Raw genomic sequence first — 14,278 nt, 5'->3', positions numbered from 1 at the left:
CGTATTCGGTAGATGATGCGGACGGGCATCCTCGGCGCCGGTAGGTGGTTTTCCAGTCAGGACGCGTCACATCGCGCTTCGGCGCGTCTCATGGCCGACGAGGCAGACCGACGCCGTACCCTGGGAACATACATGTCCGCCTCGCCTGCATGACGAACGGCATCTGCGAGGTCGTTCCAGCATTCGTCGGGTGTGGAGAGATTGCAGATGGCGCCCAAGACCTCGGCAAGTTGGTCGAAATTCCGGACGCCGGCATCCGGATTTGGGGAACGCCATCGTCGCCCGTCGGTATTCTCACGATTTCGCGAAGTCGCGGAAAGCTTTAACCCACCGCCATCGCGGCGAGTACCTGCGCCATCGCCGCCCCGTGCATGTCCCGGTCGCGAAGGCTCCCCTGTATCTCGGGGCGCGGCAGGCTCAGCTTTACAACATGCAGGTCCGGCAGGTCGAAGCGCCGAAGATCCGGCGCGGCGAGCCGGGCGGCGAAAGTCTCCGTCGGAATGGCGCTGACTCGGCCGTAGCTCGTCTCCGAACAGAAAATGTCGATCGTCAGCCAGAACGGTCCGGCATTCTTGGACCGGATACGCGCGAGTCGGCCCAGCTCCTCAGACATCGACGACCTCGATTCGGAACCCGTCCATCGGATCGTCGAGCGACAGGACGTGATGGAAGACGAACTCGTATTGCGGGCCGAGATCCACCTCGGGCGGCGAGAACGGAAAGGCGAAGGTGGGCATCGGCTCTTCCTCGGTCAGCGGATGATGCAGGAGGAGCGGATTGACGACCTTCGCGACCTCGCGCGCCACATCCGCGTCGGGCGCCACCACCTGCGCCATCACGCCGACCTCGTTCGGCACCGCCCGGTCCGGCTCCCGCGCGCCGAGCGTCGCGTCGACACCAATACGCCGCAACTCGAGGTCGTAGGCCACGTCGCCCATCCGCTGCCCGATCCGGCGCCGCGCCCGAGCCTCGAGCGAGATGCACCATTCGTCGATCGCGCGCACGTAGCGCGGGTCGCGCACCAGAACGAGCGACATGATGCCATGGCCCGCCACCCGCGCGCCTTCGAGCTTCACGGCATAGGTGCCGGGCACCCACTCGCTGCCCTCCACCCGCACGGCGCGGTCGCCTGCGGCCCGGTAGGTAGAGCGCGTGACGTCGAGAAAACCGCCGGGTTCGTGCAGGATGATCGGGTCGCTGTTCTCGTAGAGGAGATGCGCCGCGACAGTCTGCGGCGTCGCGCGGGAGATCCCGGCCATCGGCGTCACGGTGAACCCGGTCGCGTCGAACAGGATCTCGATGACGCCCGTGTCGGGATGCGTGCAGCAGAGAGCGCCGCATTCGCCGACCTTGGCCCCATGCCACGCCGCGCCGGAATGGCCGCCCCGCGCGATGGGAAGTGCCGCGAGGATGGCGGTGTCGGTCGTGCGTCCGCAGATAACGATGTCCGCCCCCGTGGCGAGGGCCGCCTGCACCTGCTCCACCCCGGCCAACGCGACGACGTTGGTGCAGGTCGCCACGTCCTCGGCCGTCACCTCGGGCGCGCCGGGAAGCGGCGCGACGCGGTCCCACGCCGCGGCGAGCGCGCCGGGATCACGGTCGCAGTAGAGGACGGCGATCTTCGCGTGGCGGCCCGATTCCGCCAGCACCTCCCGCGTGATCGACAGCAGCCAGTCCACCGCCGCCCCCGCGCCGCAGGTTCCCGCCGTGCCGACGACGAGGGGGCAGCCCGCCCGCGCGCGCGCGTCGATCAGGGCGGCCCATTCGGCCTTGGTCTGCGCGCGGGAATACTTGCTGACGCCCCGGCCCAGATAGGCCGGCCCGCTATCGGTCGAGCCGCCGTCGATGGCGATGAGATCCGGCGCCCGGGCGAGCCCCGCCTCCAGCGCGGCCTCGTCCCAGCCGAGGCCGAGCGCGCCGGCGGGAACGAGGATTCTAGTCTGCCGGTCTGGCATGGTCGGGCACCTCGGGCCGGCGCAGGACGCGCCGCAGGAACAGGGGCGCGACGAAGCCCAGCACCGCCGCGATCCATAGACCGATAGCAATGCCGGAGGAGAACAGGAAGGTCACGTCCCCGTCCGACAGCGTCATCGCCCGACGCAGGTTGTTCTCCATCGCATTGCCGAGCAGAATGCCCAGGATCACGGGAACGGTGGGTATGTCGAGCTTGCGGAAGAGCCAGCCCATGATGCCGAACACGACCATCAGGAGCAGATCGAAATAGCTCCCCGTCAACGAGTAGATCCCCACGAAACTGACCATCATCACGCCCGGCAGCAGAAGCTGCGGCGGCACCGACAGGACGCGGACGAAGACCTTCACCATCGGGACGTTCATGGCGAGCAGGACGAAGTTCGCGATCAGCAGCGACGCGATCAATCCCCAGACCACGTCGGGGTTGTTGGCGAAAAGGGTCGGCCCCGGCGTGATGTTGAGCGTCATCAGTACCGCGAGCAGAACCGCCGTCGTCCCCGAACCGGGCACGCCCAGCGTCAGCATCGGAACGAGCGCGCCGCCGGCCGCGGCGTTGTTGCCGGCCTCGGGCGCGGCCACGCCCTTCGCGACTCCGGTGCCGAAGCCGCCTTTGGCCCCGGCGATGGACTTCTCCATCATGTAGGTGAGGAACGAGCCCAGCGACGCGCCCGCGCCGGGCAGCACGCCCGCGACGAAGCCCAGCACCGAGGCGCGCAGCATCGTCCAGCGGGTCGCCCACAGCTCCCGCCAGGGCACCGTCACCCGGTCGAGCTTGACGCCGATGGCACTGCCCCTGCCGTGGCTTTCGATGAAGACGAAGACCTCCGAGACCGCGAAGAGGCCGACGATCGCCACGAGGAAATCCACCCCGTCGGCGAGGTGGAGGTTGCCCCCGGTGAAGCGCATGAAGCCGGAAGAATTGTCGAGCCCGATCATCGCGATGCCGAGCCCGATGGCGGAGGCGAGCGCGGCCTTGGCCTGGTTCTTCGAGGCGATGCCGCCCAGGGTCGAGAAGGCAAGGAGGTAGAGCGCGAAGTACTCTGCGGGTCCGAAAAGATATGCCACCCGGGCGAGCAGCGGTGCCACCAGCGCGAGCGCCGCCGTCGCGAACAGGGCGCCGACGAAGGAGGCCACCCCCGAGATCACCAGCGCATCCCCCGCCCGGCCGGATCGCGCCATCGGGTAGCCGTCGAGCGTGGTCATCATCGCAGGCTCGTCGCCGGGGATGTTGAGGAGGATCGAGCTGATCCGCCCCCCGTACATCGCGCCGTAATAGACCGAGGTGAGCAGGACCAGTGCCGCGGTCGCGTCGAGGCCCATCGTGAAGGTGATGGGAATCAGCAGCGCCACGCCGTTCGACGGCCCGAGCCCCGGCAGCGCGCCCACGATCGTGCCGATGAAGCATCCGACGACCGAGAGGAACAGCGTCCAGGGTGACAATGCCACGGAAAAGCCGAGCGCGAGGTTCGAAAGGATATCCACCTCAGAGCCCCCGGGGCCAGGCGACGAGCCCGAGACCCAGCACGAAGCGGAACAGGACGAAAAGCCCGACCGCGAGGCCCAGCCCCGCCAGCGCCGCATAGCGCGGGCGGGGCTCGATGAGGTAACTCAGGATCGCGGCGGCGACCGTCGTGGGCAAAAGGAAGCCCAGCGGTCGCAAGGCGTAGGCATAGGCCACGAGCGTCGCCACCGCGATGGCGAGCCGGGCCCATGTCCCGCCATCGGGGGCGTCAGGATCGGGATCCGGCTTCAGCACCATGACCAGTCCGCAGATGACCGACACGCCCGCGACCAGAAGCGGAAAGGTCTTGGCGCCGACCGGATCGGTCATGAACCCGACCTGCAACTTGAGCGCGGCGGCGCCGTAGGCCACGGCGCCGAGGATGACGACCGCCCCGAAGATGCGGTCGCCTTTTCCCGCCGGGCCGGTCATCCGGACGCGCCCCCGCGGGCGGCCGGATGCTCCCCGGGCCGGCCGCCGCCGGCCGCGTTCCCCGGGGCGTTCACTGGATGATGCCGATCTCGCGCGACAGCTCGGCCTGGCTTTCGATGCTCTCGTCCACGAATGACTGGAACTCGTCGCCGACGCTCGTGAACGGGGCCAGACCGTTGTTGACCATCGCCTGCTGCCATTCCTCGCTTTCGGCCACGGCGCGCAGCTTGTCGGCCCATTCCGCGAAGCGCTCGTCGGAGATGCCGCCCGGAACATAAAGGCCGCGCCAGTTCACGCCCGTCATGTCGACGCCCTGCTCGATCGCCGTGGGGATGTCGAACCCCTCGATCCTCTCGTCGGACAGGACGGCCAACGCGCGCACCTCGCCCGATTCGATGAAGCCCACGATCTCGGACATGTCCCCGGTCATTCCATCGGTGAAGCCGCCAATGGTCTGGGTGATCGCGTCGGCCCCGCCATCGACGCCGATATACTTGATCGAACGGAGGTCCTCGACCCCGTGGGCCTGCGCCAGTTGCAGCACCTTCAGGTGATCGAACCCGCCCGCCGCGGACCCGCCGGCGAAGGAAACGGAAGACGGGTCCGCCTCGATCGCGTCGAGCATGTCGGTCAGGCTCTGGAACGGGCTGTCGGCGGCGACGACGATGACCCCCGGATCGGCGCCGATCGCGCCCACGAAGCGCACCTGATCCGAAGTGGAGCCGCCATAGGCGTTCTGCGCGAGCCGGGTGACGGTCGCCACGGAGGCCGCGACCATCAGGTCCTCGTCCTCGTTGCGCTCGTTCACGACGGTCTGAAAGGCCAGCCCGCCGCCGGCACCGGCCATGTTGGTGACCTGCACGGGCTGCTCGACCGCCCCGATGTCGTACATGATCTTGCCGATCTGCCGGCAGGTGAAGTCCCAGCCGCCGCCCGGATTGGCGGGCGCGATGCATTCGGCCGCGCCGGCCGCACCGGCCGTGAACATGGCCGCACCGGTCAGAAGCGCGCGAAACGTGTCGGTCATCCCTATCTCCCTTCAGGTCGGACGTCCCCGTTCCCCCGCGGCGTCCTCGCGCGCAGGTTATCGAACCACATCCATGCCGCAACCGGTTTCGCGCCGGGCCCGCACCCGACGCGGGGTCAGTCGGAGCGCGATTCCCCGGGCTGGAAGCCTTCCGCGTCGCCGAGAAAAAGGCCGACCTTGCGGAACTTCGGGATGCTGTCGCAGACGACCTTCACCACGATCAGCAGCGGCACGGCGAAGACCATGCCCATCACCGACCAGATCCAGGCGAAGAACGCGACCGACAGGAACACCATCACGATGTTGAGGCGCAGCCGCTGCCCGACCAGGGCCGGCGTGATCAGCTGCCCCTCCAGCGAGGTCATGCCGTAATAGGTCGCGAACGCGCCGAGCGCCGGCCAGGGATCGCCGAACGACACGAAGCCGATGATGCCCGCGATAGCCGAGCCAACGACCGCGCCGACAAAGGGAATGAAGTTGAGCGTGGCGGCCATCAATCCGATCAGCCAGGGCGACGGCAGGCCCCACCACCACATGCCGAGACCGATGCACAGGCCGAGCCCGATATTGATCAGCGTGATGGCGCCAAGGTAGTTGCCCAGCCGCTTCTCGATCGTGTGGACGGTGCGGACGGTGTTCTTCTTGTCCTCGAACCGGTCCGCGACCTGCACGGCCTTCTGGATGAACAGGTCGCCCGATGCCACGAGGAAGAACAGCAGACACATCGCGAAGACGACCTGGCTCAGCAATCCCGGCGCGATGGTGGCGACCGAGGTGGCGATGCCGGAACTGTCGACGACCTCCACCCGCATCGGGCGCTCGTCCTCGTCCTCCAGCGCGCGCTCGGTCGCCTCGGCCGCTTCCGAGATCGACTCGAAGATGCCGCCCGGTCCGGATACCATGCCGACCATCTCGTCGATGAGGTGCGGGATGTCGCCGACGAACCTCGTTACCGGCGTGCTCAGCATCACCGCGCCCATTACCAGCGCCAGACCGATCGTCAGCGTGAAGATCCCCGCCGAGACCGGGGCGGGGATGCCCAGCTTGCTGAGCCCCCGTCGGGGCGCGTTGAGGATGAAGTAGCCCAGCACCGCGCTGGTGACCGGGATCAGGAACGGGGAAGCGAAGACCAGGGCCTGCACGAGCAGGAGCAGGAAGATCCCGGTGACCGGAACGACGAGGGGATGACGCTGTTTTTTGACGGGCGGCAGCTGCGGAAGCGCGGCGATGCCGCCGGGCTCGCGCGGAATGTCCCGGGGTTCACCGCGCGGGGCCAAGCTCATCCGCCTTTACCGCGTTCCGCTCGCCCATGGGCTCCCGCTGTCCGATCGTGGAATCGCGCGCCGTCTGCGCCTCGATCTCGGAATTGAGCTCCGCCCCCATCAGGATCACGTAGGCCGAGAGCCACATCCACATCAACATGACGATCACCCCGGCGAGCGAGCCGAAGGTCTCGTTGTAGCTCGAGAAGTTCTGCACGTAGATCGAGAACCCGATCGACACGATCAGCCACACCCCGCTCGCCACCAGCGCGCCGGGGGTGAGCCAGCGCAGCTTGGCGGGGTTCCGGTCGGGCCCCCACCGATAGAAGGCGACCACGCCGCCGACGAAGACGAGCGCCATCGGGATGTAGGCGAGGATCTGGATCACCCGCTCGAGCCAGGGCGCAATGGCGAGGAAGGACAGCGCGACCGGCAGCGCGATCATCATCAACGCGGCGACGATGACGGCGATGATCATGATGAAGGTCATCACGATCGTCTGGAGCTTGAGGATGACGTAGCTACGGGTCTCGCGCTCGTCGTAAGCCATGTTGAGCCCCTCGATCAGACTGCCTACCCCGATCGAGGCAGACCAGAGCGCCAGCGCCAGACCGAGGATCAGGCCGAGCGTCAGCCCGCTCTGCTGGGTGCCCGCCACCTGCATCGCCTGGTCGAGCAGGATGCGGCTCACATCCGGCGGCACGACGGAGGAGATGCCCTCGAGCGCGCCCACGAGTTCCTGCGGCTGGTAGAGGAGACCGGCGATTGCCATCAGCGCGGTGATGGCCGGAAAGATCGCAAGCAGGCCGTAGAAGGCGATGCCGGCGGCGACCAGACCGACGTGATCCTTCGCGACCTGCCCGGCGACGCGGAAGAAGATGTCCTTCCACCCCCGCCAGGGGATCGACGACGGCCGCTTGGCGTCGCGCCCCCGGTCCGGCTCCGCGCGCGCGATCTCCCGGGTGCTTCGGGCGACGCTCATTGCCAGGAAACCAGCGTGTCGGTTCGCGCCTCCGTCGCGGGCCTGCCGTCCGACGACGCGAAATGCTCCCGCAGGAGAGCGACGTTGCGCCGGTTGGCCTTGAGCCCGACATCGAGCAGATCGCCCACCAGCGGAACCGAGCCGACGATCCAGTCGATGCCGATATTGGCGGCCATGCGCGCCTTGACCGAATTGGGCACGCCCATCCGGTGCGCCTCCAGCCAGATGAAGCCGGCCGGGCCGAGCGAGGCCACGTCGCCGAGCCCCGGGACCAGCCCGAGGATCGAGTCCCAGCCGAAGCGGATACCGGTCCCCGGAATGCGGTAGCGGCTGTCCATGTTGCGGGCGAGGCGATCCAGACGGTCAAGCCGTGCGGTCATGTCCGGTGTCACGCAAGTACCTCCTTCGGACAAGACGCCGGACGTCTCTGCCCGGTTCCCGGTCCGCGCCTCAGGATCGGGAACCGGCGATCCGGATCGCGATCTCGCCCGGCAGCAGATCCGCATCGGGCACGAAGGTCGCGTCGGCCTCGGTCAGGACCGGGATCAGCGTGGTCACTGCGCGTGCGAGCGCGGCATCCTCGCGCCAGCCGTAGCGGACGCCCGAGCGGCCGCCCGGGGCCGCCGCATCCGCCGTCTCGATCCGCGCCCAGATCCCGCCGGACGCGAGGTCCGCCGCGACCAGTTCGGCGAGCCGGACCGCACGGGCGTCGCCGGCATCCACCTGAAGCCTCGCCCGGCCGGCCGGGCCGGCCGCGCCGCCCGCCCAGTCGGAGGCGGCATAGCTCTCCCCATCGGTCCCGAGCGCGCTGACCCGCGCGACGAGAAGGTCGCCGGACGCCTCCGACGGGTCGAGCAGTCCCGACAAGGACGTACGGCGCAGCAGGCGCGGCGCGGCGAACGTCTCCCCCGGTTCCGGTACGTCCACGATCTCGACAAGGAATTCCGAAGGGCTTCCTCCCGTGTCCACCCAGACGAGCTCCAATCCCTCCGGGCCCAGATCGGCGAACCGAAGCTCGGGGGGGGTGAGGTCGCCGGACGGCGCGTTGTCCCGTGACAGCTCGTCGAGCTTGTCGTGCGCGGCGGGCAATTCGTCGGCTGCCGCTTCGAACCAGGCCGCGGCAACCGCGTCGCTCTTCGCACCCGCCGCGCCGAACGAATAGATCAGGCCGAGATTGTATTGCGCCTGCGGATTGCCGCGCAGCGCCGCGCGCGTGTACCAGAGCGTCGCCTCGCCCGCGTCCCGCGCCGTTCCGGTGCCGATGTCGTATAGAACGCCCAGGTTGAACTGCGCCTCGGCGGACCCGGCTTCCGCCGCACGGAGGTACCAGTCGAACGCCTGCTCCGGATCGCGCGGCAGCCCGAGGCCGCGATCGGCCAGACGGGCAAGACCCAGCATCGCCTCCACCGATCCGTCTCGCGCCTCCGCCCGCCAGAGTTCCGCCGCCGCCGCGTAATCCTCCGCCGCATAGGCCGAAGCCCCGGTCTGCGCCCGCCCCGGGCCCGGCAGGAACGCCAGCGCAAGAAGGCTTGCGCGGAGCAGCGGTCCGAAGCCCCGCGTCACCGCCAGCTGATCTCCACCACGCGGTTCCCGGGCTCCGGCACGTCGCCGCCGGTATCGACCGGGAGCTCCCTGTTGCCGCGACCCGAGACCTGCGGGCGTTCGACCGGGATGCCCTGCGTCGCGAACGTGCCGATCGTGTCCGCCCCGCCCGCGATGATCGTCACACAGGGGTCATCCCTGCGGAAAGCGCGCGTCGCCGTGTCGAGGGCGTCGGATCGGTCCGCCCGGACGCGCACGCTTCCTGCATCGGAACAAACCCGAGGCCGTTCGGATACGGCCCGCCCGCTCGCGCGCATCCGCGTCGAGGCCCGGAAGGTTTTCTGACCGCGCGTCGCGCTTCCGGCATCCTGTGAGGCGGCGGCAAAAGGCGGGGAGACCGCAGCGATCGCGACGGGGACGGCTTTGCTAAATCGTTTCAAGGAACGGACCTTTTCAAGATCTATATCGAACGAACGTGGAAACGGTGAAAACGTTTGCGGCGACTTCAATGCCGCTGGAAATCCTCCGACAGCAGAATCTCGATCAACCCGCCGTCCGGCGTCGGCAGGAACCAGGTCAGGTCGACCAGCTCCGCGCTGACCTGCTCGGCAAGGGCCTGGGCCGTGCCGGCATCCGCCGCGCGGAAATACCGGACCTGCGGCTGCGCGACAGGCAATCGCGCGCGCCGCGTCTCGATCCGGCGGAAGCCGTAGGACCGGAGGTGCTCGAGGTAGTCCGACGCGTCCCCCGCGCCCTCCGCGACGATCACTGCGACGTCGGGGATCGACCCGAAAGGCGGCGGCATCGCGCAGGCAATGCAGGAAAAGGGGTTCTCCGGCCCGGTCAGCGTGGCCGGTTTCGACAGCCGCCCCAGATCGGGCCGCCCCGCCGCGACCCGCAGCAGAGCGTCTACTTCTGTGTCGCGATCCGACGGGCCGAATGTCGGACCGTGCCCCCGCGCGGCGATGCGGTCCGCCGGTTCGGGGGCCGGTCGATTCATTTCCGGCGCGGGGCTCGCGACGAGGTCCGGTCGCGACGCCGGGACGGCAAGCTCCCGCGCCGGGCGCGGCCGGGCCGCGTCCACCCGGGCCGGGGCTGCGCCAAGATCCGAGACGACGAAACTCGTCTGGGGCCGCGTGTTCGGGACCGGACGCGCGTCCCGCATGACGTCGAGCACAGGCGCCGGACGCACAGGCGCCGCCTCCGGCCGGCGTGGCGCGATGGCGGCTCCCGTGCGAGCGAAGCCGTCCGAACGGGCCATGCGGGGCTCAACCCTCGCGTCGGCCACTGGAGCGGTCATCGTCGGGGCGCGGAAGCGGACCGAGGGCGATGGTCTGGCCGCGGGAGCGCGAACCGGCCGGTCGGCTGCGAAGCCCTGTCGAGCCAGATCACTCTGCCGTGCTGCAAGCGGCGGCAGATCGGACGTTTCGACCGACGCCATCGCGACCAACGACGCGTTCCGGATCGTCGCCGGCGCCCCGAATCCACCGGGCGTCGCTGTTTGAGGAGGCGCCGATCGGATAGCCGTCGGAAGCGGCGCGTCGCCGGTCGGCGGCCACCCCAAGCGCGACAGGAGCCTGTCCGGCGCCGCGTCGCGTGCCGTTGCGATGGGATCCGGAAGCGCGGCCGTCCGCTGTCCCACGAGCGTCGCCACGACGATGCTCGCATTGACGGGACGTGCCCCCGACTGCGGTGCGTCGACACCCTCAACGACCGATCGCGCCCGCATCGTTTCGGGCGGTGCCATCGCAGATACGGGAGGGCGTTCCGCGACCCGCGCATCTGGCCTGACCGGCATCGAATGATTCGGTCGCGGCGCAGCGACGGTATCCGTCAGCTTTGGCCGTCGCACAGGCTCGGGCCGTTTGGTGAACTCGCCTGCCACGAGAATGCCGGGACGGGCGGACCCACCGAACGCCATCGCTCCCGGAGCGTCGTTCGCTTTCGTGATCGGGGGAAGCGCACTGCCCGGGATGTCACGTTCGGCGAATCGCGGAACGGTGGGGGGCGCAGACCGAGCCGGCAAGGAAGGAGACGGCGCGAAGCCCGCCGCGGCGGACGGCTCGACCGGGCGGGAGCCCGCGATCTCGCGAACCGTACGCGCCTCCGGCAGACGGGAGCCGACGAGGGGCAGCGCCTCGGCGCTTTGCGGCGACGACAACGCGGCGACCTCCGTAAGCGACGAAGGCGCGGCGTCCCGCGCCGCGCGGGACGCGCCCGGACCGACGGTGATCAGAGCCGGCCCTGTCGCCCCGCGGGAAACGTCCGGCACCACGGTCTCCGGCTGCCCATGCAGACCGATCCCGATCGCCAATCCCGCCACACCAAAAAGCGCGAGCCCGGCAATCGCGAACCGGCGCATCGGGCGATCGCGCGCCGCGTCGGCGGCCGGCAATTTCGGGGGTGCGGCTTCTGAAGCCGCATGGACGCCGGGAACGGACGCAGCCGCGCCCGGGCCGTTGCGCGCCCCGGTATTTGGCACCGCTCCTCCGGCCAGCGTCGCGGCGATATCCAGTACGGGGCGCGTGGCGGCGTTCCCGGACGGTCCCTTTCCGATCTTTTTGGCGCGCTTCGCCCGCGCCTCGGCCAGCCGCCGCTCGAAGTTGCCGCCCCGTCGCGTCCACCCCTCCACCCTCGGGGAGCGCTTCGGCGACGCGACGCCCGATCCGGCCGTCTTCGGCGCATCCGGAGCCGCGTCCCGCGGATCGTGCGTGTCGCGCGTCATGAATGGGCCACCTCTCCCTCACCGTAGCAGATAGAAAGCGCGGCAGGCAAATCACGAGACAGTCTCGTTTTTATACGCCGCAGGCGGTATCGGCTCGGGTTGCGCGAGGCGCACATAGGGAAAAGGCGGTGCCCCCACACGGACTCGAACCGCGGACCTACTGATTACAAATCAGTTGCTCTACCAGCTGAGCTATAGGGGCATACCGCTTTCATCTAGCCGCGTCCGCCCGCGCGAGCAAGAGCACCGCCACGAGCCCGACCGCCGTAATCACGAGCGCGGCCGGCGCGGCCTGCGAAAGCCGCTCGAGGCTCGCCTGGTCGTGCACCCGCGTGGCCAGCGTGTCGAAGCCGAAGGGGCGCAGAAGAAGCGTCGCGGGCAGCTCCTTCATGCCGTCCACGAAGACGAGCAGCAGCGCCATCGCGACCGAGCCGCGCATAAGCGGCAGGTGGACCGCCGCCAGCACGCCCCCCGGCCCGCGTCCGAGCGCCCGCGCCGCCATCGGCAGCGACGGCGGGATGCGCCCCAGCGCGGCGTCCGCCGCCCCCTGCCCGATCGCGAAGAAGCGCACCACATAGGCGAAGGCCAGCGCCGCCCAGGAGCCGGTCAGGATCAGCCCCGGATCGTGACCCGTCAGCGCGAGCACCGCGTCGGCCACCCGGTTGTCGAGCGCGGCCATCGGAATCAGGACGCCGAGGCCCAGCACCGCCCCGGGCGCGGCATAGCCCACCGTCGTCACCGGCAACAGGAGGCGCGGCAGGGTCCGGCCCGCCATCCGCACGCCGTAGGTCATGAAAAGCGCGAGCCCGACCGTCAGCACCGCCGCCGCCCCCGCCACGGTCAGGGTGTTGCCGATCGCGCGAAGGAGGCCGGGCGCGAGCCACCCGTCGGCCGCCACCAGCGCGTGCCAGCCCATGACGGAGGCCGGAAAGACGAACCCGCCCAGCGCCGGCAGGAGGCAGGCGAGCGCGGCGCCCCAGGCCGCGCCGCCCTCGAGCCGCTGCCGGGCCACCGGCCGTTGCGCGCGCGCCGCCTGCCAGAAGCGGCGGCGGCGGCGGGATTGCCGCTCGATCCAGACGAGCGCGGCGATCAGGACGAGGACGACGCAGGCGATCTGCGCCGCCCCGCCCGCGTTCCCGCCCGAAAGCCAGGTCGAGAAGATGCCGGTCGTCAGCGTCTGCACGCCGAAGAAGTCCACCGTGCCGAAATCGTTGACCGTCTCCATCATCGCGACCGCCACGCCCGCCGCGATGGCGGGCCGCGCGAGCGGCAAGCCCACGCGCCAGAACCGCCGCCACGCCCCCGCGCCGAGCGCGGCGGCCACCTCGAATCCGGCACCCGACTGCTCGGAAAAGGCCGCGCGGGCGAGCAGGTACACATACGGGTAGAGCGACAAGGACAGGACAAGCATGGCCGAGGGCAGCGAACGGATATCGGGGAACGCGTACTCCGCCGCGCTCGTCCAGCCGAAGGACGCGCGCAATATGGTTTGCACCGGACCCGCATAGTCGAGGAAATCGACGAGCGCGTAGGCCCCCACATAGGCCGGGATGGCGAGGGGCATCAGAAGCGCGGAAGCAAGCACCCGGCGTCCCGGGAAGTCGTGCATCGCCACCAGCCACGCCGCCCCCGTGCCGATCGCCGCGGTCAGAACGCCCACCCCCGCCATCAGCACGAGCGTGGTGGAAAGGTAGCGCGGCAGCACCGTCGCCGCGAGGTGCGGCCAGACATTCTCCGTCGGGTTCGCCGCCAGCCAGAACACCGCGACGATCGGCACCAGCACGAGGGCCGCGATCGCGAGGGCGCCGACCGACCAGAGATCCGGCGCGGATGCGGAAAACGGCGCAGGAACGCCCCGAGTGTTTCGGTCGGACATGGGTCGAGGCGCTAGAGGATCGGCGTTTGCCTGTCCAGCGGGGCCCGGCTAGGCTCCCCGACGGAGTTCATCGAGAGGCTTTCAAGGTTGGACATCGCCATCCATCTCGGCGCGCATTGCACGGACGAGGATCTGATCCTGCGGACATTGTCGCGGAACGCGGACGTCCTCGCGACACGGGGCGTCGTCGTTCCCCCGGGGGCCCGGGTGCGCCCGGCGATCCGCCGCGTTTTCGCCGCCCGTCCCGACGATGCCTTCCCGCCCAACGCGGAGCCGCTGCGCGACAGCCTCCTCGACGGGACGCGCGCGCGACGGATGGTCCTGAGCTACGAGGGGTTCCTGTCGACCTACGCCACCGCGCTCGAAGGGCCTGACCTCTACCCCGAGGCGGATGCGCGCACCGCGCTTCTTCAGGATGTCTTTCCGCGCGACCGGGTGGCGTTCTTTCTCGCGATCCGGAATCCCGCGACGCATGTGCCGGCGCTCTTCGAGGCGTCCTCCTTCGAGGATTTCGGCGACTTCCTCGACGGGGTCGACCTTGCCAGCCTGCGCTGGTCGGCGGTCGTGGACGCCATTCGCGCGGTCTGCTCGGACGCGGCGCTGACGGTGTGGTGCAACGAGGATCTGCCGCTGATCTGGCCCGAAATCCTCCGCGCCGTCTCGGGTGTCGACATACCGTTAGCGGGGGAGGACGCGATCCTGCGGCAGGTGATGACCTCCGAGGGGTTCCGCAGCTTCGAGGCCTATCTGAAAGACAATCCCACAGCCGACCGTTCCACCTGGCGCAAGACGGCCTCGGCCTTTCTCGTGCGCCACGCCGACGCCGCGCAAATCGAACCCGAGATCGCGCAGCCCGACTGGTCAGAGGAGATGATCGCCGGGCTCTCGAATCTCTACGAGGCCGACGTGGCGCGGATCAGGGCGCGCGACGACGTGACGTTCCTCGCGCCCTGAGGC

13 protein-coding genes and 1 tRNA gene are annotated in these 14,278 nt (G+C 69.6%); 1 reads left to right on the top strand and 13 read right to left on the bottom strand.

Annotated features, from left to right (window positions below; genetic code table 11):
- Positions 1-322: 322 nt before the first annotated feature.
- The 13 genes from Q1B08_RS14075 to Q1B08_RS14015 form a co-directional block, all read right to left on the bottom strand.
- Positions 323-613, bottom strand: coding sequence for a DUF4387 family protein (locus Q1B08_RS14075; RefSeq protein ID WP_299820053.1), 291 nt, complete (start codon positions 611-613; stop codon positions 323-325).
- Entirely contained in the window at positions 606-1,955 is a 1,350-nt protein-coding gene (locus Q1B08_RS14070) for an acyclic terpene utilization AtuA family protein (RefSeq protein WP_299820050.1), read from the bottom strand. The genes Q1B08_RS14075 and Q1B08_RS14070 overlap by 8 nt, the downstream gene beginning before the upstream one ends.
- A complete protein-coding gene (locus Q1B08_RS14065; protein ID WP_299820046.1) occupies positions 1,936-3,456 on the bottom strand; it encodes a tripartite tricarboxylate transporter permease in 1,521 nt (506 codons plus the stop codon). Before Q1B08_RS14065 ends, Q1B08_RS14070 begins: the two co-directional genes overlap by 20 nt.
- Position 3,457: 1 nt before the next feature.
- Positions 3,458-3,907: a tripartite tricarboxylate transporter TctB family protein gene (locus tag Q1B08_RS14060; protein WP_299820043.1), complete on the bottom strand. Its 450-nt coding sequence runs from the start codon at positions 3,905-3,907 to the stop codon at positions 3,458-3,460.
- Between the two features lie 70 nt (positions 3,908-3,977).
- Positions 3,978-4,934, bottom strand: coding sequence for a tripartite tricarboxylate transporter substrate-binding protein (locus tag Q1B08_RS14055; RefSeq protein ID WP_299820040.1), 957 nt, complete (start codon positions 4,932-4,934; stop codon positions 3,978-3,980).
- A gap of 116 nt (positions 4,935-5,050) precedes the next feature.
- The gene (locus Q1B08_RS14050; protein WP_299820037.1) at positions 5,051-6,217 is read right to left on the bottom strand and encodes an AI-2E family transporter; all 1,167 of its coding nucleotides are present in this window, start codon (positions 6,215-6,217) and stop codon (positions 5,051-5,053) included.
- The gene (locus Q1B08_RS14045) at positions 6,195-7,178 is read right to left on the bottom strand and encodes a YihY/virulence factor BrkB family protein (protein ID WP_299820034.1); all 984 of its coding nucleotides are present in this window, start codon (positions 7,176-7,178) and stop codon (positions 6,195-6,197) included. The genes Q1B08_RS14050 and Q1B08_RS14045 overlap by 23 nt, the downstream gene beginning before the upstream one ends.
- Positions 7,175-7,570 (bottom strand): DUF4112 domain-containing protein, encoded by a 396-nt coding sequence (locus Q1B08_RS14040; RefSeq protein WP_299820031.1) that lies wholly within the window; start codon positions 7,568-7,570, stop codon positions 7,175-7,177. Before Q1B08_RS14040 ends, Q1B08_RS14045 begins: the two co-directional genes overlap by 4 nt.
- A gap of 58 nt (positions 7,571-7,628) precedes the next feature.
- On the bottom strand, positions 7,629-8,741 hold the full coding sequence (locus Q1B08_RS14035) for a tetratricopeptide repeat protein (RefSeq protein ID WP_299820028.1): 1,113 nt from the start codon (positions 8,739-8,741) through the stop codon (positions 7,629-7,631).
- Entirely contained in the window at positions 8,738-8,905 is a 168-nt protein-coding gene (locus Q1B08_RS14030; RefSeq protein ID WP_299820025.1) for a hypothetical protein, read from the bottom strand. Before Q1B08_RS14030 ends, Q1B08_RS14035 begins: the two co-directional genes overlap by 4 nt.
- A 320-nt stretch (positions 8,906-9,225) precedes the next feature.
- Positions 9,226-9,912: a hypothetical protein gene (locus tag Q1B08_RS14025; RefSeq protein WP_299820022.1), complete on the bottom strand. Its 687-nt coding sequence runs from the start codon at positions 9,910-9,912 to the stop codon at positions 9,226-9,228.
- 1,662 nt (positions 9,913-11,574) lie between these two features.
- Positions 11,575-11,647 (bottom strand) — tRNA-Thr (locus Q1B08_RS14020).
- 9 nt (positions 11,648-11,656) lie between these two features.
- A complete protein-coding gene (locus Q1B08_RS14015) occupies positions 11,657-13,321 on the bottom strand; it encodes an iron ABC transporter permease (protein WP_299820019.1) in 1,665 nt (554 codons plus the stop codon).
- Positions 13,322-13,408: 87 nt separating this feature from the next.
- Between Q1B08_RS14015 and Q1B08_RS14010 the strand changes: the two genes are divergently transcribed.
- Positions 13,409-14,275 carry a hypothetical protein gene (locus Q1B08_RS14010; RefSeq protein ID WP_299820016.1) on the top strand — a complete coding sequence of 289 codons (867 nt, stop codon included), beginning with the start codon at positions 13,409-13,411 and terminating at the stop codon, positions 14,273-14,275.
- Positions 14,276-14,278 lie beyond the last annotated feature (3 nt).

Source organism: uncultured Jannaschia sp. (assembly GCF_947494025.1).
In the GTDB taxonomy this organism is placed as follows: Bacteria; Pseudomonadota; Alphaproteobacteria; order Rhodobacterales; family Rhodobacteraceae; genus Jannaschia.
This window is presented reverse-complemented; position numbering and strand designations above follow the sequence as displayed.

What these genes read in the sequence shown, in the direction of transcription:
- Q1B08_RS14075 (WP_299820053.1), bottom strand. Translation starts at nt 613, where the DNA reads ATGTCTGAGGAGCTGGGCCGACTCGCGCGTATCCGGTCCAAGAATGCC.
- Q1B08_RS14070 (WP_299820050.1), bottom strand. Translation starts at nt 1,955, where the DNA reads ATGCCAGACCGGCAGACTAGAATCCTCGTTCCCGCCGGCGCGCTCGGC.
- Q1B08_RS14060 (WP_299820043.1), bottom strand. Translation starts at nt 3,907, where the DNA reads ATGACCGGCCCGGCGGGAAAAGGCGACCGCATCTTCGGGGCGGTCGTC.
- Q1B08_RS14055 (WP_299820040.1), bottom strand. Translation starts at nt 4,934, where the DNA reads ATGACCGACACGTTTCGCGCGCTTCTGACCGGTGCGGCCATGTTCACG.
- Q1B08_RS14050 (WP_299820037.1), bottom strand. Translation starts at nt 6,217, where the DNA reads ATGAGCTTGGCCCCGCGCGGTGAACCCCGGGACATTCCGCGCGAGCCC.
- Q1B08_RS14045 (WP_299820034.1), bottom strand. Translation starts at nt 7,178, where the DNA reads ATGAGCGTCGCCCGAAGCACCCGGGAGATCGCGCGCGCGGAGCCGGAC.
- Q1B08_RS14015 (WP_299820019.1), bottom strand. Translation starts at nt 13,321, where the DNA reads ATGTCCGACCGAAACACTCGGGGCGTTCCTGCGCCGTTTTCCGCATCC.